Annotated in this window: 21 protein-coding genes; 16 read left to right on the forward strand and 5 right to left on the reverse strand. The window is 70.0% G+C overall.

The features are described 5' to 3' along the window. The first annotated feature begins 114 nt into the window (after positions 1-114). From Mth01_RS07625 to Mth01_RS07645, 5 genes are all read left to right on the forward strand, one after another. Positions 115-861 carry an LOG family protein gene (locus tag Mth01_RS07625; RefSeq protein ID WP_204013550.1) on the forward strand — a complete coding sequence of 249 codons (747 nt, stop codon included), beginning with the start codon at positions 115-117 and terminating at the stop codon, positions 859-861. A gap of 9 nt (positions 862-870) precedes the next feature. Continuing rightward, on the forward strand, positions 871-1,446 hold the full coding sequence (locus Mth01_RS07630) for an LOG family protein (protein WP_204013553.1): 576 nt from the start codon (positions 871-873) through the stop codon (positions 1,444-1,446). Between the two features lie 160 nt (positions 1,447-1,606). Then, complete coding sequence (locus tag Mth01_RS07635; RefSeq protein WP_204013556.1) at positions 1,607-2,173, forward strand: hypothetical protein; 567 nt, start codon at positions 1,607-1,609, stop codon at positions 2,171-2,173. A 52-nt stretch (positions 2,174-2,225) separates the two neighbouring features. Beyond that, the gene (locus tag Mth01_RS07640) at positions 2,226-2,639 is read left to right on the forward strand and encodes a hypothetical protein (RefSeq protein ID WP_204013559.1); all 414 of its coding nucleotides are present in this window, start codon (positions 2,226-2,228) and stop codon (positions 2,637-2,639) included. After that, positions 2,633-3,208 (forward strand): DNA-3-methyladenine glycosylase I, encoded by a 576-nt coding sequence (locus Mth01_RS07645; protein ID WP_204013562.1) that lies wholly within the window; start codon positions 2,633-2,635, stop codon positions 3,206-3,208. The genes Mth01_RS07640 and Mth01_RS07645 overlap by 7 nt, the downstream gene beginning before the upstream one ends. A 13-nt stretch (positions 3,209-3,221) precedes the next feature. Here Mth01_RS07645 and Mth01_RS07650 read toward each other — a convergent pair whose 3' ends face one another. Then, entirely contained in the window at positions 3,222-3,989 is a 768-nt protein-coding gene (locus tag Mth01_RS07650) for a PaaX family transcriptional regulator (protein WP_204013565.1), read from the reverse strand. A gap of 191 nt (positions 3,990-4,180) precedes the next feature. Here Mth01_RS07650 and Mth01_RS07655 point away from each other — a divergent pair, with 191 nt between their 5' ends. Together Mth01_RS07655 and Mth01_RS07660 are read left to right on the forward strand one after the other, a co-directional pair. After that, on the forward strand, positions 4,181-4,348 hold the full coding sequence (locus Mth01_RS07655) for a DUF3117 domain-containing protein (RefSeq protein ID WP_083502187.1): 168 nt from the start codon (positions 4,181-4,183) through the stop codon (positions 4,346-4,348). A 95-nt stretch (positions 4,349-4,443) separates the two neighbouring features. Then, the gene (locus tag Mth01_RS07660; RefSeq protein WP_239089459.1) at positions 4,444-5,934 is read left to right on the forward strand and encodes a leucyl aminopeptidase; all 1,491 of its coding nucleotides are present in this window, start codon (positions 4,444-4,446) and stop codon (positions 5,932-5,934) included. Between the two features lie 27 nt (positions 5,935-5,961). Here Mth01_RS07660 and Mth01_RS07665 read toward each other — a convergent pair whose 3' ends face one another. After that, positions 5,962-6,591, reverse strand: a complete 630-nt coding sequence (locus tag Mth01_RS07665; RefSeq protein ID WP_204013568.1) for an O-methyltransferase — start codon at positions 6,589-6,591, stop codon at positions 5,962-5,964. Positions 6,592-6,776: 185 nt separating this feature from the next. Between Mth01_RS07665 and sigE the strand changes: the two genes are divergently transcribed. The 4 genes from sigE (at position 6,777) to Mth01_RS07685 (ending at position 10,067) form a co-directional block, all read left to right on the forward strand. Continuing rightward, positions 6,777-7,385, forward strand: coding sequence for an RNA polymerase sigma factor SigE (gene sigE / locus Mth01_RS07670; protein ID WP_204013748.1), 609 nt, complete (start codon positions 6,777-6,779; stop codon positions 7,383-7,385). Continuing rightward, positions 7,382-7,960 (forward strand): anti-sigma factor family protein, encoded by a 579-nt coding sequence (locus Mth01_RS07675; RefSeq protein WP_204013571.1) that lies wholly within the window; start codon positions 7,382-7,384, stop codon positions 7,958-7,960. The genes sigE and Mth01_RS07675 overlap by 4 nt, the downstream gene beginning before the upstream one ends. Before the next feature lie 77 nt (positions 7,961-8,037). Next, a complete protein-coding gene (locus Mth01_RS07680; RefSeq protein ID WP_204013574.1) occupies positions 8,038-9,663 on the forward strand; it encodes a S1C family serine protease in 1,626 nt (541 codons plus the stop codon). Positions 9,664-9,716: 53 nt separating this feature from the next. Next, positions 9,717-10,067, forward strand: coding sequence for a sec-independent translocase (locus Mth01_RS07685; RefSeq protein WP_204013577.1), 351 nt, complete (start codon positions 9,717-9,719; stop codon positions 10,065-10,067). A gap of 78 nt (positions 10,068-10,145) precedes the next feature. On the opposite strand, the gene Mth01_RS07690 is transcribed toward Mth01_RS07685, so the two are convergent. Continuing rightward, a complete protein-coding gene (locus tag Mth01_RS07690; RefSeq protein ID WP_204013580.1) occupies positions 10,146-11,090 on the reverse strand; it encodes an EamA family transporter in 945 nt (314 codons plus the stop codon). Between the two features lie 113 nt (positions 11,091-11,203). On the opposite strand from Mth01_RS07690, the gene Mth01_RS07695 reads away from it, so the two are divergent. From Mth01_RS07695 to Mth01_RS07705, 3 genes are all read left to right on the forward strand, one after another. Further along, the gene (locus Mth01_RS07695; RefSeq protein WP_239089460.1) at positions 11,204-12,409 is read left to right on the forward strand and encodes a magnesium transporter MgtE N-terminal domain-containing protein; all 1,206 of its coding nucleotides are present in this window, start codon (positions 11,204-11,206) and stop codon (positions 12,407-12,409) included. Further along, positions 12,406-12,888, forward strand: coding sequence for a DUF1003 domain-containing protein (locus Mth01_RS07700; protein WP_204013584.1), 483 nt, complete (start codon positions 12,406-12,408; stop codon positions 12,886-12,888). The genes Mth01_RS07695 and Mth01_RS07700 overlap by 4 nt, the downstream gene beginning before the upstream one ends. 73 nt (positions 12,889-12,961) lie before the next feature. Further along, a complete protein-coding gene (locus Mth01_RS07705; protein WP_204013587.1) occupies positions 12,962-14,107 on the forward strand; it encodes an Mrp/NBP35 family ATP-binding protein in 1,146 nt (381 codons plus the stop codon). Positions 14,108-14,112: 5 nt separating this feature from the next. Here Mth01_RS07705 and Mth01_RS07710 read toward each other — a convergent pair whose 3' ends face one another. Next, on the reverse strand, positions 14,113-14,475 hold the full coding sequence (locus tag Mth01_RS07710; RefSeq protein WP_239089461.1) for a hypothetical protein: 363 nt from the start codon (positions 14,473-14,475) through the stop codon (positions 14,113-14,115). Between the two features lie 32 nt (positions 14,476-14,507). Further along, positions 14,508-15,104 (reverse strand): biotin transporter BioY, encoded by a 597-nt coding sequence (locus Mth01_RS07715; RefSeq protein ID WP_204013590.1) that lies wholly within the window; start codon positions 15,102-15,104, stop codon positions 14,508-14,510. Between the two features lie 298 nt (positions 15,105-15,402). Between Mth01_RS07715 and Mth01_RS07720 the strand changes: the two genes are divergently transcribed. Together Mth01_RS07720 and Mth01_RS07725 are read left to right on the forward strand one after the other, a co-directional pair. Next, complete coding sequence (locus Mth01_RS07720) at positions 15,403-16,347, forward strand: HpcH/HpaI aldolase/citrate lyase family protein (RefSeq protein WP_204013593.1); 945 nt, start codon at positions 15,403-15,405, stop codon at positions 16,345-16,347. Between the two features lie 112 nt (positions 16,348-16,459). After that, positions 16,460-17,350, forward strand: a complete 891-nt coding sequence (locus tag Mth01_RS07725; protein ID WP_204013596.1) for a CPBP family intramembrane glutamic endopeptidase — start codon at positions 16,460-16,462, stop codon at positions 17,348-17,350. Positions 17,351-18,105 lie beyond the last annotated feature (755 nt).

Below are 18,105 nucleotides of genomic sequence, written 5' to 3' on the forward strand. Positions count from 1 at the left end.
GGAAAGCCACCTTCGATCCCGAGCAGCACCCTCGCCTCTTAGACGGCGCCACCTCCGATCCCGGTTCCGTACGGTTTCAAGATTGTTCACCTCGGTGGGCTAGCGTGGACAGGCATGAATTCCCAGATGCCCGAACGCCGCCAGGGCCCGTCAGTGGTCCGCGGCGACCTCGTTCCGAAATCGACGTATGACCAGCGCCTGCTCGATCGCAAGGGCCCGACCGGATGGCTGCACGAGGACCCCTGGCGGGTGCTGCGCATCCAGTCGGAGTTCGTCGAGGGATTCAGCGTCCTCGCCGAACTGCCCACGGCGGTGACGGTCTTCGGCTCCGCCCGCGTCCCGCCGGACAGCCCCGACTACGAGCTCGGCGTACGGCTCGGCGCGGCGCTGGCCGAGGCGGGCTTCGCGGTGATCACGGGAGGCGGTCCCGGCCTCATGGAGGCGGCCAACAAGGGTGCGATGGAGGCCGGCGGCATCTCCGTGGGACTGGGCATCGAGCTGCCCCACGAGCAGCACCTCAACGACTACATCAATCTCGGCGTCGAGTTCCGCTACTTCTTCGTGCGCAAGACGATGTTCACCAAGTACGCCTGCGGGTTCATCGCGCTGCCCGGAGGGTTCGGCACGCTCGACGAGCTGTTCGAGTCGCTGACCCTCGTGCAGACGCGCAAGGTCACCTCATTCCCGGTGATCTTGATGGGGTCGGACTTCTGGGGCCCCCTGCTCGACTGGGTCCGCGGCACGCTGGCGGAGACCGGCAAGATCTCCTCGCGCGACGTCGATCTGCTCTCGGTCACGGACGATCCCGAGGAGGCCGTCCGGATCGTCACCGAGGCCGCCCGGCGCAACGGTGATCGATAGGGTGGCCCGGTGTTCGTCTGCGTGTACTGCTCGTCCAGCCAGAAGATCGACCGCAAGTACCTCGACCTCGCCAGGGACGTGGGCGCGGAGCTGGCCCGGCGTGGTCACGGCCTGGTCAGCGGAGGGGCGATCGTCTCCTGCATGGGCGAGGTCGCGAGAGCCGTACGGGACGGCGGCGGCCACACCGTGGGGGTGATCCCCCAGGCCCTGGTGGACATCGAGATCGCCGACACCGAAGCCGGCGAGTTGGTCATCACGGCGGACATGCGGGAGCGCAAGGGCGTCATGGACGCCCGCGCCGACGCGTTCCTCGTGCTGCCGGGCGGCATCGGCACGCTGGAGGAGCTCTTCGAGATCTGGACCACCCGCGTGCTCGGCCTCCATGATCGACCATTGGTCGTGCTCGACCCGTGGGGCCTGTACGAGCCGTTGCGCGATCTCGTCGACGGGATGTACGAGCAGGGCTTCACCCGGCCGAACGTCTTCGACGGGATCTCCTGGGCGACCACGGTAGAGGAGGCCCTCGACCTGCTCGACAGGCCGGGTCCGCCGCTGCGGCCGACCGGAGAGGAGCTGGGCGAGTAGCGGTGGGGCAATCATGATTCTTTAGTGGTTTATGTGCGATTTGTCCGCTATTGCGGTTAGTGTGGGCAACCACCCGCGGAAGCCAAGGCGCGTCCAGGGGCGCGCCCCGGGACGCGACCAGGGAGGTTTCCCCCGTAACGACCGCAGGGAGCTGTTTCATATGCGAGGGCGCGTCCACTCCCAGACGAGCCATCCGGATCACGGCCGGTCGGAGACCCTGTCAGGACCGGCCGACGACTCCAGCCCCGTGAACAGGAAGACTCTTGTCATCGCCGCTTCCGCCCTGGTCGCCGTATTGGCCGCAGGCGGCGTCGGCTTCGCCGTTCTGAGTGGATCCGATGCTCCTGCCCGGGGCCCGGCGCCCGCGGCGTCGGAGCAGGCAGGAGTCGATCAGTCCGATGCTGATCAGTCCGGTGGTGAAGGCGCCGACCAGGCTCAGGAGCCGGGCGGGGCCGGCGACACGGGCTCCGATGCCGCGAGCGGTTCAGGCGCCCCGGAGGGTTCCGGCGGCGGGGCCTCCGACGGCGCGGGAACCGGGACCGACAAGAGCGGCGCGACCGGCGACGGCGCCGCGAGCAAGCCGCGCGACACCGGCAAGAATCGGGCGGACCAGAACAAGGAAGGCTCCGGCTCGGGTTCGACGGGTTCGGCCGCGGATGACGCCGGCTCCCCGGCGGACGGTCCGGCCGGGCTCATCCCCGGCGAGTGCGCCAAGAGCGGGTGTTAGGGAGCCGGGCTTAGCGACTCGTGGGGATACGACTTGTGGCACGATTCGTAATGTGCTGATCGTACTCGTCATCGCCGGGATCGCCGTCGTCGGGTGCGTGGTGCTGGCCTCCCTCGGACACGGCGGTGAGATGGCCGAGTTCCCGCCTGACGTGCCGCCGCTCGATCTGCCCGACGTCCACCGGATGACCGCGGCGGACCTGGTCGTGCTGCGCCTCCCGATCGGCATCGTGGGCTACAACACGGAGGCGGTCGACGAGACGCTGCGGCGGGTCGCGACCGCGCTGAGCGAGCGGGACACGCGGATCGCGGTGCTGGAGCAGCGCCTGGCCGAGTGGACCGCCGGGCGGGTGGAGACGCTCCGGGAGGCGTACGCCCGGCCGGTAGGCGCCCGGCGCGAGCCGAAGAGCCTGTCCGCGGCCGAGGTCTGGCAGGACGATCGGGCGGACGCGGAGGAGTCGTGGTGATCCGTTGCGGCTGGGCCGCCTCGGCGTCCGACTACGCCGCCTACCACGACGACGAGTGGGGCCGGCCGGTCCGCGGCGACGACCGCGTCTATGAGCGGCTGACGCTGGAGGCCTTCCAGTCGGGGCTGTCCTGGCTGACGATCCTGCGCAAACGGGAGAACTTCCGGGCCGCCTTCGCGGGCTTCTCCATCCCCGCCGTGGCCGCGTTCGATGAGTCTGACGTGGCACGGCTGATGGCCGACCCGGGCATCGTACGCAACCGCGCCAAGATCGACGCGGCTGTCTCCAACGCCCGGGTGGCGTTGGAGCTGCCGGGTGGGGTGTCAGACCTGGTCTGGCGGTACGCGGAGGAGCCGGGGACGCCTCCCGGGACGCCGGCCGACGTCCCGGCCTGGACCGCGGCCTCGGCGGCCCTGGCGAAGGAGCTCAGGAAACACGGTTTCCGGTTCGTCGGCCCCACCACCGCGTACGCCCTCATGCAGGCCATCGGCCTGGTGAACGACCACATCGCCGACTGCTGGGTGCGTGCGGAGGTCACCGCTCTTCGAAGCGAGGCAGCGGCTCATTAGCTTTCCAGGCTGCTCAGCTTTCCAGGCTGCGGTCGACGAACGCCGCGGCGGCGGGCAGCAAACGGGCGGCCTCCCGCTCGAAGAAGGCGCGTGCCGCCTCGCCGGGCCAGCCGGTCGGCAGCAGTTCGACGGGCAGCCCGGGGTCGCGGAACAGGAAGTTGCGCCAACCGTGCAGGAGCCTGCTGCGGACCGCGAAGACCAGGTCGTCCGGGGCGCTCTCGGACAGGGACCCGACGAGGTCGACCGCACAGGTCAGCCAGTCCTCATAAGCCTTGGCGATGCCGTCGAGGTCCCATGCCCGGGCCAGCAGCGTGCGGGGGTCGCCTTCCAACGTCGCTTCGAACCGGTGGGCGGGCATGTGCAGTTCGTCGAGCTCCGGCGAGGGTCGTGGTCCGATCCAGGTCGTCTCGGTCAAAGGCGCGTACCCGAGGAAGGTCAGGTCGGCCCGGAGCCGTTCGCGTCTGGCACGGTCCCTGATCGGCTCGAGCACCAGGATGTGCCACCGTCCTGACCAGGTCATTCCGCCCATGCGGTAGATCCGTGCGGCGGTCTCGTCGAGGCGCCGCTCACACTTCGGAGTGACCGCGTAACCGGGCCCCTGCCGGAGCCGTACGGGATCGAGCCAGCCCTGGCGCACCATGCGGGAGATCGCGGTACGGACGGCCGGGGCGGCGATGCCGAGCGGCGCGAGCAGACGGACGAGCGCTGCGACCGAGGCGCGGCCGCCTCGCGTGCGGAGGTGGTCGCCGTAGAGGTCGAAAAGGGCGGCTCGGGCGTTCATCCCCTCCAGTGTGTAGTCAGGAGCCGCCGGCCACAACGGGGACGAACGGGCATTGATCCACTGAACGGAGCCGGGGCGTTACCTTTTTGAGCCCGGAGGCGGGATAATAAGACATCACAGAAACGTGAATACGCCGGTTACCCCAAGGGTTACCCCGCGGGGCGGCCGACAACGCGGGAAGGGATACACGCATGGCGGCGATGAAGCCGCGGACCGGCGACGGTCCGCTGGAGGTCACCAAGGAAGGACGGGGCATCGTCATGCGGGTCCCGCTTGAGGGTGGTGGCCGACTCGTCGTCGAGCTGTCGGCGGACGAGGCCAGCGCCCTCGGCGACGCGCTGAAGAACGTGGTCGGCTGAACCCCCAGCCGACTGTTGATTAAGGCCCCGGCGCAGGGGGGAGTAACAGCGGGATTCCCCAGCGCCGGGGCCGCTCCGTTCGCTGGAGGTGTTACTTGCCCATCGAGACCACGCCGACCTTCGCCGGGGACCGGGATGCGGTCGTGAACGCGGAACTCGTCGCCCTGCCCTTCGGGACCGATCTCACGCTCGGCGTCGAGGAGTCGTCGCTCGCGGCGCTCCGCGCCGAACTGCCGGTGCCCCCGGGCGCGTTGCTCGCACATTACGAGGCCAAGGGGGAGGCCGGCGAGGTCTTCGAACTGCCGGTCATGCGTGGCGACGGCGTCGGCCGCCTCCTGCTGTACGGCACGGGCGACTGCGAGGGACGGGCCCTGCGCAAGGCGGGGGCGGCGCTCGCCAGGAAGGCGAAGGGCCGCGCGTCGCTGACCGTCGTCGTCCCGGAGCGGGGAGACATGGCGGCGCTCGCCGAAGGTGCGCTGCTGGCCACCTACACGTTCACCATCGGCAAAGGCGGCGCCAAACCGGTCGGTGAGATCCAGTTCGCGGGTGGACTGCACACGGGTGGATCGGGCGCCGGTGGCGGGGGGTTCGCCGATGGGCAGGAGGACGCGCTGCGCCGCGGCGCGGCGGTCGCCCGCGCCACCGCGCTGGCCCGTGACCTCATCAACATGCCCGCCTCCGTGAAGACCCCGGCCTGGCTCGCCGAACAGGCCGCGGCGGTGGCCGCCGACTCCGGCCTCGCCGTACGGATCCGGGACGAGACGGACCTCGGGGAGTTCGGCGGCATCCGCGCGGTCGGACAGGGGTCGGTCAGCCCGCCCAGGCTGGTGGAGCTCTCCTATTCGCCCGAGGGCGCGAGGGCTCACGTGGTGCTCGTCGGGAAAGGGATCACGTTCGACACCGGAGGGTTGTCGCTCAAGCCCACGGAGAGCATGAAGGCGATGAAGACCGACATGGCGGGCGGCGCAGCCGTGATCGCCACCATGAGCGCGCTGTCGGCTTTCGCGGCGCCGGTCCGGGTGACCGGGCTGGTCGCCTGCGCGGAGAACGCCATCTCGGGATCGGCCCAGCGGCCGAGCGACGTGATCAGGCAGTATGGCGGGCGCACGGTCGAGGTGCTGAACACCGACGCGGAGGGCCGTCTCGTCATGGCGGACGCGCTGGCCTACGCGGACGCCGAGCTCGATCCCGACGTGATGATCGACATCGCCACGCTGACCGGCGCGGCCAAGGTGGCCCTCGGCCAGCGGGTCGCCGCGCTCTACGCCACCGACGAATCGCTGGCCGGCGAGTTGCTCGCGGCCGGCGAGGCCGGCGGAGAGCCGCTCTGGCGGATGCCCCTGGTGGACGACTACCGGTCCGACCTCGACTCCGACATCGCGGACCTGGCGAACGTGGACCGGAAGATGTCGGGCGCCGCCGGATCGATCACCGCGGCGCTGTTCCTCCGCGAGTTCACCGGCGGGCGGTCCTGGGCCCACCTCGACATCGCCGGCCCGGCCAGGGCGGCGGCGGACGACGCCGAGATCACCAAGGGCGGCACCGGCTACGGCGTGCGCCTGCTCCTCCGCTACCTCGCGGGGTAGACCCGGGGCCGGACAGGGCAGGAACGATCAGGCCAGCCTGACGGCGGCCAGCAGACCGTCGCCGAGCGGCAGCAGCAGCGGGCGCAGCCGCTCGTCGTTCCTGACCAGCTTGCCGAGTTCGCGCATCGCGACCGTGTCCGGGTCGCGCCGGGTCGGATCGGCGACCTGATCGTCACAGAAGGCGTTGCGGAAGGCGACGACGCCGCCCGGGCGCAGCAGCCGTACCGACTCGGTGAGGTAGTCGATGTACTCCTGCTTCGCGGCGTCGCAGAAGACCAGGTCGTATCCGCCGTCGGCGAGACGGGGCAGCACGTCGAGGGCGAGGCCGCCGATCAGGCGGATCCGGCTGCCGGAGAAGCCGGCCTCGGCGAATGCCTGCCGGGCCATCCGCTGGTGTTCCCGCTCGACGTCGACGCTGGTCAACGTGCCGTCGGAGCGCATGCCGCGCAGCAGCCACAGCCCCGAGACTCCGCAGCCTGTGCCGACCTCCACCACTGAGCGGGCGTTGACCGCGGTGGCGAGGAAGCAGAGCGCTGCTCCGCATCCGGGCAGGATCGGGTGCGCTCCGACTTCGATGCCACGCCGGCGCGCGGACCGCAGGATGTCGTCCTCGGGAACGAACTCCTCCGCGTACTCCAGGCTGGCCGGTGTCGCCATCGGCCTCTCCCTCCCTGCTTCCTTCTGGGACGCAGCCTAGGGGAGTCGGCCCGGATCGGGAACTCATGCCACAACAGGGACGTTGCACGCTTTGAACGGTCTTTGTTCAAGGCTGCTCGGCACAAGGTGCGCAGGAAGGGGTGAAACCAGGCACTATGGCTTTAGCGACAGTCCTGCAGAGAGGAATGCCGGTGGCCGACGACCACGACCACCAGGCGGAGACTTCGGTGTCCGACTGGACGCCTCCCACGTGGGAGGAGGTGGTCCGCACGCATTCCGCCAGGGTTTATCGCCTGGCCTACCGCCTGACCGGCAACGTCCACGACGCCGAGGATCTCACCCAGGAGGTCTTCGTCCGTGTCTTCCGGTCCCTGTCGAGCTACACGCCCGGCACATTCGAGGGCTGGTTGCACCGGATCACGACCAACCTCTTCCTTGACATGGCCCGGCGCAGGCAGCGCATCCGTTTCGAGGGGTTGGCGGACGACGCGGCCGAGCGGCTGCACGGTCGTGAACCTTCACCGGCGCAGGCCTACCACGACGCGCACCTGGAGCCCGACATCCAGGCCGCGCTCGACGCCCTGGCACCGGAGTTCCGGGCGGCGGTCGTGCTGTGCGACATCGAAGGGCTGTCGTACGAGGAGATCGCCGCGACGCTGGGGGTCAAGCTCGGCACCGTGCGCAGCCGCATCCACCGGGGCCGGGCCCAGCTTCGGGAGGCGCTCGACCACCGGGCGCCCTCGGCCAACAGAAATGATCAAACCCCCCCTTCGTTCAGCAGGGAGGGACTATGAGTCATCTCGGCGAGCGCGTCTCCGCGCTCATCGACGGCGAACTCGGTCACACCGAACGGGAGCGCGCGCTGGCGCACCTGACGTTCTGTGCGGACTGCCGCGCCGAGGTCGATGCGATGAGGGCGCTGAAGAGCCGCCTCCGTTCGATGGACCCCCCGGCAATGCCGGCGGATCTCACCATGTCGCTGCTGAGGATGTCGGAGCCGGGCGGCCCGCTGCCGCCGCGGATCCGGCCCTTTCCCGACCGCGGCGCGTTCGGCGCCGGAGGCGGGCTTCCGGGCATGCACGGCGGCGCCCCCCTTGACGGTCGGCCACTGGACAACCGGCCGGGCCGGGTCTCCGGGGCGGTCGGTCCGGGACGGTCCGGCCGGGCCAGGCGGGCCGGTTATGTCGCGGTGGGAGTGGCCTCCGCCGCCATGGCCATCGGGACGATGTTCATGGTGAACGGAGCGGGCGCCCACCAGCGGCCGGTCCCGGGTGAGGGCTTCGTCAACCCGCCGGTTCAGCACCTGGTGCCGACCGCGAAGATCTCACCGACCCCGTCGCGGAGCGCCACCCCAGGGCTCTCTCACTGACCGCTTTCTCGCCGGTGGTTTACCGTAGAGCGTGTTGTCCGGATGGATGACGTCGTGCGCGAGGAGTGAGTGTCCCGATGACCGATCACACGCGTTCCTCGGGCGCGAAGGACCGGCCCGAGTTCCTGCCTCCCCCGCTGCCGGGGGAGCACGGGGAGCCCCCCGACCAGGGCGGCCGCGGGCAAGGCGACTACGGGCAGGGTGACTACGGGCAGGGCGAGCACGGAGGGTCCTGGGAGCCGGGGGAGGCCTGGGGTCGTGGCACGCATGACGACCCCTACGGGCGGGAAGAGCCAGGCGGCTGGGGGCGACCTGACGGCGGTCCGGCAGGGGATGCGGCTGAGAATTCGCCGGGTGGTTGGCCGGGTGGTTGGTCGGGAGCCTCGCCCGGCGGGACGGCCACCGGGCCGTTCGGTGATCCGCCACCCCCTCGGAACGCGTACGGGCTGGGGCCCGAGTGGGCGCCGCCGCCGGAGCCGTACGGCGGGCAGGGCCCGCACGGCCGCCAGGAGCCGTACGAACTGGGACACGGACCGCATGGGGCCTACGGCCCGTTCGGTGGCGGGGGGCCGACCGGCTCGGCGACCATGCGGCACGGCCCGAGCGGGGCCCTGTTAACGGTGCTGGCCGTGATCATCGCGCTGGTGGCCGGCGGCGCCGCGAGCTGGGGAACGTTCCTGCTGACCCGATCGCCTTCGGGCATCGACCCCGGATACACCCTGCCCTCACCCCGCGGCGCGGCCACGTCCCGGCCACCGGAGTCGGTCGCGGGGGTCGCGGCCAGGGTCCTGCCGAGCGTGGTGTCGCTCGAAGTCAAGGGCAACAGCGAGGCGGGCACCGGGTCGGGCTTCGTCATCAAGGGCGGCTACATCGTGACCAACAACCATGTGGTAGCCGTCGCCGCCCGGACGGGGGAGATCCGCATCCGGTTCAACGACCACACCTCAGCGAGCGCCAAGATCGTCGGCCGGGATCCCAACTCCGACATCGCCGTGGTGAAGCCCGACGGTCCCGTCAAGGCGCCGGAGCTGCCGCTCGGAAACTCCGACAGCGTCGTCGTCGGCGACCCGGTCATCGCCATCGGCTCCCCGCTGGGCCTCAGCGGCACCGTGACCACCGGAATCGTCAGCTCGCTCAACCGCCCGGTCGAGGCGGGCGGATCGACCGGCTCCGACTACGCGCTGATCAACGCGATTCAGACCGACGCGGCGATCAACCCGGGCAACTCCGGCGGCCCGCTGGTCAACGCCTCAGGCGAGGTGATCGGGGTCAACTCGGCGATCGCCACCGTGGGGGCGAACTCGCTGCTCGGCCAGCAGTCGGGCAGCATCGGGCTCGGATTCGCGATCCCGGCCAACCAGGTGCGCCGGATAGCACAGGAGCTGATCACGACAGGTACGGCCCGGACCTCGCGGATCGGCGTCAGCATCGACCAGAGCTACCAGGGCCAGGGGGTGCGCATCGCGAACCAGAGCGGATCGGTCTCGGCCGGCGGCCCCGCCGACAAGGCCGGCCTGCGGCCGGGGGACGTCATCCTGGAGGTCGACGGCCAGCCGGTGGGCGGCAGCCGCGAGCTGATCGTCACCATCCGGAGCAAGGCCCCGGGCGACAGGGTGAGCATCAAGTTCCGGCACGGCGGCGAGGAACGGACCGCCATGGTGACGATCGGCGCGGCTCCCGCTCCGACCGCCCAGCCCTCCTGACTCCAACGGGGCATTAGTCTGAAAGCCAGCCGTTGTCGCGGGAGGAGAACGCCGTGTTCGGACTGGGCTGGCCGGAGATGCTGGCGCTCGTGGTGATCGCCCTGCTCGTGTTCGGCCCGGAGAAGCTTCCTCAGGCGGCCGCGCAGGCGGGCCGTACGCTGCGGCAACTCCGCCAGATGGCCAACAACGCCAAGACCGATCTGCAGACCAATCTGGGGCCGGAGTTCTCCAACTTCGACCCCGCCGATCTGAATCCCAAGAATTTCGTGCGCAAGCACCTGCTCGAGGACCTCGAGAAGGACTGGAACGCCCCGGCCGCGATCGACCGCGACCCGCTGCCGCCGACGGTCAACCCGGAACTGGGCTTCGGCGAGATCCCGCCCTACGACAACGAGGCGACCTGAGACACGGCGTCGCCTCCGTACCGGCGCCGACACCGCCGCTTTCTCGCCGAGCGAGGCGGCGTCCTCCGCCGGAGGCGCTCAGGATCCGATCGTCTGACCGAGCGTCAGCTCGCCCCGCATCGGCGACCGCCGTACGGTCGCGGACTGGGCGAGCATGGCGCCGGTGAGCACCACGGCCCCTCCGATGATCTGGAAGGTGCCCAGACGCTCGCCGAGCAGCACCCACGCGATGAGAGCGCCCGCGATGACCTCGATCGACGAGACCGTGGCGCCGACGGCGGCCGAGAGCCTGCGTACGGCGATGACGCCGGTGACGTAGGCGGCGACCGTCGCGACCAACACCATCCAGGCCGCGGCGCCGGCGACCGGCAGTGCGTGATCGCCCACCGCGGCGGTCCGGGCGAACGCGGACCAGGGGATGCCCCAGGGGCGCGAGATGGGCAGCAGGATCACCGCGGCGCCGACCATGCCCCAGCAGATCAGGCCGAGCGGGTCGATGTCGTCCCCGAAGCCATCGCTCATCAGGAAATATCCGGCGCTGCAGGCGGCGGAGGCGAGGGCCGCCAGGACGCCGATCACGTCCAGCCGCATCCCGTGCCAGACCTCCACGACGACGGCGAGGCCGACGACCGCGACGAGCGCGCCCAGGTAGGCCGCGCCCGCCAGCCGTACCTGGCGGACGAGACGCACCCAGACGACGACCAGCACGGGCGAGGTGTATTCGAAGAGCAGCGCCACCCCGACCGGCAGCCGGGTGATCACGAAGAAGAACAGGCCCTGGACGCCGGCGACCGCGATCACGGCGTAGGCGGCGAAGAACAGCATGCGGTCACGGGGGACGCGCAGCGCGCGCGGCCGGACGATCGCCAGGACCAGCAGCATGACCAGCCCGGCTCCCGCCATGCGTACCCACACCGACTCGAGCGGGCTGAGCCCCGCCTCGCCGAGGAACCTCGCCATCGGCCCGGAGAACCCGAAACTGAAGGCCGAAACGACCGCGATCGCCAGGCTGACAGCCTTCATCCATCACCTGCTCTGTAATTACCAAGGAAGGGATTTGATCCTGTCATATCCCGAACTTCTCCCGCCAGGTGGCGCCGCGCCCCTCGGCAGCGGCCCTTGCGTACCCTGACAGGGTGGATCGGATCTTCTTGGCACGGCTGGCCGGGCTCGCGGTCTTCGATCCGGTCGGCGACCAGATCGGCCGGATCCGGGACGTCGTGGTCTCGCTGCGCGGACCGCTGCCGCCGCGGGTGCACGGGTTCGTGGTCGAGGTCCAGCCACGCCGCAGAGTGTTCCTGCCGATCACCAGGATCACCAGCATCGAGGCGGGCGCGGTGATCTTCACGGGCAAGCTCAACATGCGGCGGTTCGAACAGCGCAGCACCGAGACGCTCGCCATCGGGGAGCTGCTCGACCTGGCCGTGGAGTTCAAGGGTGAGCGGGTGACGGTCCAGGACCTCGCCATGGAGCAGCCCCGTCCTTCGGACTGGCTGATCGCCAGGGTCGCCGTACGGCGCGGCACCCGGCGCAGGGGCGAGACCCACGTGGTGGACTGGGACGAGGTCACCGGCTTCGGCGTGGCCCAGAAGGACCAGGGCGCGGCCAACCTCCTCGCCGCCTTCGAGGCGCTGCGCCCGGCCGACCTCGCCAACATGCTGCACGAACTGCCGGACAAGCGGATGGCGGAGGTGGCCTCCGCGCTCAACGACGACCGGCTCGCCGATGTGCTGGAGGAACTTCCCGAGCGGGATCAGGTGATCGTGCTGAGCCGGCTGAACCGGGAGCGGGCCGCCGACGTGCTGGAGGCGATGAGCCCCGACGACGCGACCGACCTGCTGCAGGAACTGCCGCCGGAGCAGGCGGAGGGGCTGCTGCGGCTGATGATGCCCGAGGAGGCCGCCCCCGTACGGCGGCTGCTGACCTACGCCGAGCACACCGCGGGCGGCATGATGACAACGGAGCCGGTGATCCTCCCGCCGACCTCGACCGTGGCCGAGGCGCTCGCGCACGTCAGGCAGCAGGAGCTGACGCCCGCCGTCGCGGCCCAGGTGTACGTGACCCGTCCGCCCGGCGAGACGCCGACGGGCCGCTTCCTCGGCGTCGTGCACTTCCAGCGGCTGCTGAGAGAGCCGCCGTCGACCCTGCTCGGCGGCGTGATAGACATCACCGTGGACCCGATCAGACCGGAGTTCACGATCCCCGAGGTGGCCTGCTACCTCGCCACGTACAACCTGGTCGCGGCCCCCGTCGTGGACGAGCACGGGCGCCTGCTCGGCGCGGTGACCGTCGACGACGTGCTGGACCACATGCTGCCGCAGGACTGGCGTGAGAGAAAATGACTGAACGACTCGACCAGCCGCGTGAGTTGGCCCCCCTCCGCCTCCGGCCCTACTACGACCCCGAGGCGTTCGGACGCCTTTCCGAGCGGATCGCCCGGTTCCTGGGAACCGCCCGGTTCATCGTGTACATGACCGTGTTCATCGGGGTCTGGCTGCTCTGGAACACCCTCCTGCCGGTCAAGTTCGATCCGTACCCGTTCATCTTCCTCACCCTGATGCTCTCGCTCCAGGCGTCGTACGCCGCGCCGCTCATCCTGCTGGCGCAGAACCGGCAGGCCGACCGCGACCGCGTCCAGTACGAGCAGGACCGGGTGCGGGCCGAGCGCAACCAGGCCGAGATCGAGTACCTCATCCGTGAGATCGCGGCCCTGCGCCTGGCACTCGGTGAGGTCGCGACCAGGGACTACATCCGATCCGAACTGCAGCACCTTCATGAGGACCTCAGGGAAGACCTCAGGGACGGCGCCGCCCGGCACTGATCCGGCGTGGGTTGTCCGTCAGATCACCCGCCCCGCATTAGGAAGAACCCGCCCGCGTCCATAGCATGGATTCATGGCACCATCCCCAGAACTGGTCAGGGCTGCGCTCGCAACCGTCAACGACCCCGAGATCCGCCGGCCGATCACCGAACTCGACATGGTCAAGGAGCCCATCGAGATCTCCCCGGACGGGGTGGTGCGCGTCGGGATCTACCTCACGATCGCCGGCTGCCCCCTCAAGGACCGGATCACTCGGGATGTCACCGAGGCGGTCTCGAAGGTCGAGGGCGTGACCCGGGTCCATGTGGACCTGGACGTCATGAGCGAGGGCCAGCGTAAGAACCTGCAGACCAAGCTCCGCGGCGACCGGGGACCGGAGAAGGAGATCCCCTTCGCCAAGGCGAACTCGCTGACCAGGGTGTTCGCGGTCGCCAGCGGCAAGGGCGGCGTCGGCAAGTCGTCCGTCACCGTCAACCTCGCCGCGGCGATGGCCTCCTCCGGCCTCAAGGTCGGCGTCGTGGACGCCGACATCTACGGTCACTCGGTGCCGCGCATGCTCGGTGTCGGCGAGCGGCCCACCAAGGTCGAAGACATGATCATGCCGCCGGTCGCGCATGACATCAAGGTGATCTCGGTCGGGATGTTCAAGCCGGAGGGGAACACTCCGGTGGTCTGGCGCGGGCCGATGCTCGACCGGGCGCTCTACCAGTTCCTCACCGACGTCTTCTGGGGCGACCTGGACGTGCTGCTGATGGACCTGCCGCCGGGCACCGGCGACATCGCGATCTCGGTGGCCCAGCGGATGCCGACGGCGGAGATCCTCGTGGTCACCACCCCGCAGCAGGCCGCCGCCGAGGTGGCCGAGCGGGCCGGTTCTATCGCGGCCCAGACCCACCAGCAGATCGCCGGCGTCATCGAGAACATGTCATGGCTGCCCTGCCCGCACTGCGACGAGCGGGTCGCGGTCTTCGGCGAGGGCGGCGGCCAGGCCGTGGCCGACGCGCTGACCCGGACGCTCGGCGCCCGCGTGCCGCTGCTCGGCCAGGTGCCGATCGACCTGCGGCTGCGTGAGGGCGGCGACGAGGGCAAGCCGCTCGTCCTGACCGACCCCGACGCGCCCGCCGCGGTCGAACTGCGCCGCATCGCGGCCGAGTTGGGCAAGAAGCCCGGTGGCAGCCTCAAGGGCCGCAAGTTGGACCTTTCCCCGATCAAGCACTGAGCGGCTCACTCGGGAGTGAGCCGTACGACGAAGGACTGCTCGGCCCAGCGGGCGAGCAGTCCTGCGGCGTCGTGGGCGTTGAGCCGCTCCTTGGCGAGCGCCGCCACCGCGTCCCCGGTCGCCGACTGATCGACGATCTCGGCGGCGGCGGGGAAGCGGACGAGTTCCGCGCCGTTGTCCTTGCTCCTGAGGGTGATCTCGACCTCGGTCATTTCGGTCAACCCGGGCAGGGACTGCTCGTCGCCGCCGGTCACGACGTAGATCGCCCCGTCGTGCCACACGTGCCAGGCCAGCCGCCGTCCGGAGGGTAGCGTGATCCACAGCACGCTCGACTTCTTCGCACCCTCTTCGATCAGCGGCAGACTCATGCCTTCAGCCTCTCATGCCCTCGGATGCGCGGTCAGCGGTTGGCCAGCTTCCAGGCGGCGGGGAGGATGCCGGCCGCCAGGGCAATCTTGAGGAGGTCGCCGACGACGAACTTCCCGGCGCCCGCCCACAGGGCGGTCCCGAGGTCGAGGCCGGTCACCGCGACCAGCACCGGCAGACCGAAGGCGTAGATGACCAGGTTGCCGAGGACCATCGTGCCGATCGTACGGAGCACCGTACGGTCACCGCCGCGCTGCGCCATCCAGCCGACGAGCGAGGCGGCGGCGATGAAGCCGAGCACATAGCCGAACGTCGCGCCGCCGAATCCGTGCGCGCCACCGGCGAACCACGGGATTCCGGCCACCCCCGCCGCCATGTAGAGGAGCATGCTGAGGAACGCGCGGTTCATGCCGAGTGCGGCTCCGACCAGGACCACGGCGAACGTCTGGCCGGTGACGGGGACGAGGTCGCCGGGGAGAGGAATGCTGACCTGCGCGGCCAGGCCGGTCAGCCCCGCGCCGGCCGCGACGAGTACGGCGTCGCGCACGCGGGCGGCGGTACTGCCGGGAACGGCGGGGATGAGGTCGGACAGCACGGCGGGGCGGGCCCCGGTGGCGGTGGCGTTGGCCATCGATCACTCCTAACAAGGCTGCGCGGTCGCCTCCACAGCCTGACGGTCCTTCGGCCTGGCGCGGAGGTCTCTTTTACCGTTGACCATTCTTTGTCGAGTCGCGGCGCGAGTCGTACAAGCTGAAGACCAAGAACGTCTGGCCTGATTTGTAGGTATCCGATAGCGGCTGCCGTGCCGCACTGGGAAAAGTGCGAGATATCAGACGCCCGGTGAAGACGGGTTGTAGCAGTCCTACCAAGGGTGTCCGCGACCTCACCCTGACCTGCCAGGGCGGGACGGTGCCGCTAGCGTGGAGCCCATGCGTGCACGACGTTCGTGCCTGGCCGTGCCGGGCAGCAATCCCCGCTTCATCGAGAAGGCTCAGGGGTTGGCGGCCGATGAGATCTTCCTCGACCTGGAGGACTCGGTGGCGCCCGGCGCGAAGGAGGACGCGCGCAAGAACGTCGTCGGCGCGCTGCGTGAGGGCGACTGGACCGGCAAGACCGTCGTCGTCCGTGTGAACGACCTGACCACGCAGTGGACCTACCGCGACGTGATCGAGATCGTGGAGGCGGCCGGTGACCGGCTCGACTGCGTCATGCTGCCGAAGGTTCAGGACGCCTCGCACGTGGTCTGGCTGGCCACGCTGCTGGACCAGATCGAGAGGGCGGCGGGGCTGCCGGAGGGCGGCATCGGGATCGAGGCCCAGATCGAGAACGCCGCCGGGCTCGTCAACGTGGACGCCATCGCCGCGTCTTCGCCGCGCCTGGAGACGCTGGTGTTCGGCCCGGCCGACTTCATGGCCTCGATCGGCATGCGGACGCTGGTCGTGGGCGAGCAGCCGCCGGGGTACGGCGAGGGCGACGCCTACCACTACATTCTGATGCGGATCCTGATGGCCGCCAGGGCACACGGTCTGCAGGCGATCGACGGCCCGTACCTGCAGATCCGCGACGTGGACGGCCTGCGCAGGGTGGCCCGCCGGTCGGCCGCGCTGGGTTTCGACGGCAAATGGGTGCTCCACCCTGGTCAGGTGGACGTGGTCAACGAGGTCTTCTCGCCGTCGCAGCGGGATTACGACCACGCCGAGCTGATCCTCGACGCCTACGAGTACTACACGACGGTCGAGAAGCGGGGCGCCGTCATGCTCGGCGACGAGATGATCGACGAGGCGTCCCGCAAGATGGCCCTGGTCGTGGCCGCCAAGGGCCGGGCCGCCGGCCTCGCCCGCACCGCCGCCTTCACCCCGCCGTCGTCCACATAGCCGTCGTCCATTCACCACCCGGCCGTCGTGAGCGAGCCGATTAGCCGGGTATGAATGACAGGTGTATCCGCCGCCTTATCAGTGGTCGCCGCCCGCTCGCATGCCCTGGGTCATGCCGCCTCCGGCGGCGGTGAGGTACGACCAGTTGGCTCGAACGCCGCTGCACCGCTGGTGGCGGCCGATCCTCGGCACGCTGGCCGCGGTGGGCGGTTTCCTGATCGTGTCGCTCGGGCTCGTCATGGCCGCGTGGACGGTCGCCACGCTGGCACGCCTTCCCCTCGTGATGAGCGGGGACCGGATGTTCGTCGATCCGCTCCTCGACCTCGGCTTCCATCTCAGCGTGATCGCGTTGGCCATTCCGGTGGTGTACGGCACGGCATGGGCGATCCAGCGTCGCCCGCCGGGGACGCTCTCCTCGGTCCTCGGCCGGCTCCGCTGGAACTGGCTGGCCCTTTGCCTGCTGGTGGCGGTCGCGGCCGTCGTGCTCGGCCAGCTCGCTGAGGCGGTGACACTGCTGCTCACGGGGATGGATCCGGTGTACGGCTGGGCCGGCTGGGAGACGTTCCTCCCGCCGGCGCTCGTCATCCTGGTGCTCGTGCCCTTCCAGGCCGCCGCCGAGGAGTACATGTTCCGCGGATGGATCATCCAGGCCTTCGGCGCCTATCTACGTAACCCCTGGCCCGGCATCCTGCTGGGCGCGAGCGCCTTTGCCGCGCTGCATGGCTACACCGACTGGGGGATCGCGTACGTCTTCGGGTTCGGGGTGCTGATGGGGTGGCTGGCGATCCTCACCGGAGGCCTGGAGGCCCCCATCGCGCTCCACGCGACGAACAACGTCGCGGCCTTCGGCGTCGTCGCCGCCTCGGGAGACCTGGACAGCGCGCTCCAGCAGGGTGAGCTGCCCTGGCAGTCCGTCGTCGGCACGGTCGTGCAGTTCGCCGTGTACGGCGGTGCGGTAGTAGTAATCGCCCGAAGACGGGCAATTCGGTCCCTCTCTAGATAAATCTGTCCCTGGAGGTCTGGTCGCATCGGCGTTCGCGTGTTGCTCTTGATTGGTGTTCGGGTATCACAATGATCACGTTCGCCTTGGCGTAACCCCGGTGGAGCGGTCAGGCACACCCTCCAGGAGGTACTGAACGTGGCCCCGGGCCCTCATGAACGTGACCACCCGTCCGGCGGCGACGGTGACCACCGGCCGTCGCCGCCGGCACTGCACCATTCGCCGCCGGCCCCGTCCCCCTGGGCGCTGCCGCCGTTCGCCGCGCCCTTATCCGAAGACCCCGAATCCGAAGACCCCGAGTCATCGACGCGTGCGGAACCGTCCCGGCAGCCTCCCGCCGACGAGTTCGAGGAGATCCGAGAGCTGGAAGGGATCCAGGAACTGGAGGGGATCCACGAGCCGGCGGGCGTTCAGGGTCTCGGGGCCCAGGGTCTCGGGGCAGCCCAGGATTCCGGGACAGCCCAGGATTCCGGGGCAGCCCAGGATTTCGGGGCAGCCCAGGATTTCGGGGCAGCACAGGATTTCGGGGTGGCACAGGCCACCGAACGGCCGGATGACATCGGGTCGGATGCCTGGGCCCCCCGACCTGACCCCTCGCACTCGGATCTTTCGCAGTCCGCGCAGCGGAGCGGGCGCAATCCCTACGCAGCGCCGTACGGCATGGCCCAATCGAGGCAGGCCCAATCGAGGCAGGCACAGCCACAGCCGAGACACGGCCGGAAGCCGGAATCCGAACGCAGACCTGAACCCGACCTCGG

It is taken from the genome of Sphaerimonospora thailandensis, from assembly GCF_016863115.1.
In the GTDB taxonomy this organism is placed as follows: Bacteria; Actinomycetota; Actinomycetes; order Streptosporangiales; family Streptosporangiaceae; genus Sphaerimonospora; species Sphaerimonospora cavernae.

Bases quoted from the DNA above. Each gene is read 5' to 3' on its own strand.
- Mth01_RS07625 (WP_204013550.1), top strand. From the start codon at position 115: ATGAATTCCCAGATGCCCGAACGCCGCCAGGGCCCGTCAGTGGTCCGC.
- Mth01_RS07635 (WP_204013556.1), top strand. From the start codon at position 1,607: ATGCGAGGGCGCGTCCACTCCCAGACGAGCCATCCGGATCACGGCCGG.
- Mth01_RS07650 (WP_204013565.1), bottom strand. From the start codon at position 3,989: ATGAACGCCCGAGCCGCCCTTTTCGACCTCTACGGCGACCACCTCCGC.
- Mth01_RS07655 (WP_083502187.1), top strand. From the start codon at position 4,181: ATGGCGGCGATGAAGCCGCGGACCGGCGACGGTCCGCTGGAGGTCACC.
- Mth01_RS07665 (WP_204013568.1), bottom strand. From the start codon at position 6,591: ATGGCGACACCGGCCAGCCTGGAGTACGCGGAGGAGTTCGTTCCCGAG.
- sigE (WP_204013748.1), top strand. From the start codon at position 6,777: ATGCCGGTGGCCGACGACCACGACCACCAGGCGGAGACTTCGGTGTCC.
- Mth01_RS07675 (WP_204013571.1), top strand. From the start codon at position 7,382: ATGAGTCATCTCGGCGAGCGCGTCTCCGCGCTCATCGACGGCGAACTC.
- Mth01_RS07680 (WP_204013574.1), top strand. From the start codon at position 8,038: ATGACCGATCACACGCGTTCCTCGGGCGCGAAGGACCGGCCCGAGTTC.
- Mth01_RS07690 (WP_204013580.1), bottom strand. From the start codon at position 11,090: ATGAAGGCTGTCAGCCTGGCGATCGCGGTCGTTTCGGCCTTCAGTTTC.
- Mth01_RS07700 (WP_204013584.1), top strand. From the start codon at position 12,406: ATGACTGAACGACTCGACCAGCCGCGTGAGTTGGCCCCCCTCCGCCTC.
- Mth01_RS07705 (WP_204013587.1), top strand. From the start codon at position 12,962: ATGGCACCATCCCCAGAACTGGTCAGGGCTGCGCTCGCAACCGTCAAC.
- Mth01_RS07710 (WP_239089461.1), bottom strand. From the start codon at position 14,475: ATGAGTCTGCCGCTGATCGAAGAGGGTGCGAAGAAGTCGAGCGTGCTG.
- Mth01_RS07715 (WP_204013590.1), bottom strand. From the start codon at position 15,104: ATGGCCAACGCCACCGCCACCGGGGCCCGCCCCGCCGTGCTGTCCGAC.
- Mth01_RS07720 (WP_204013593.1), top strand. From the start codon at position 15,403: ATGCGTGCACGACGTTCGTGCCTGGCCGTGCCGGGCAGCAATCCCCGC.
- Mth01_RS07725 (WP_204013596.1), top strand. From the start codon at position 16,460: ATGCCGCCTCCGGCGGCGGTGAGGTACGACCAGTTGGCTCGAACGCCG.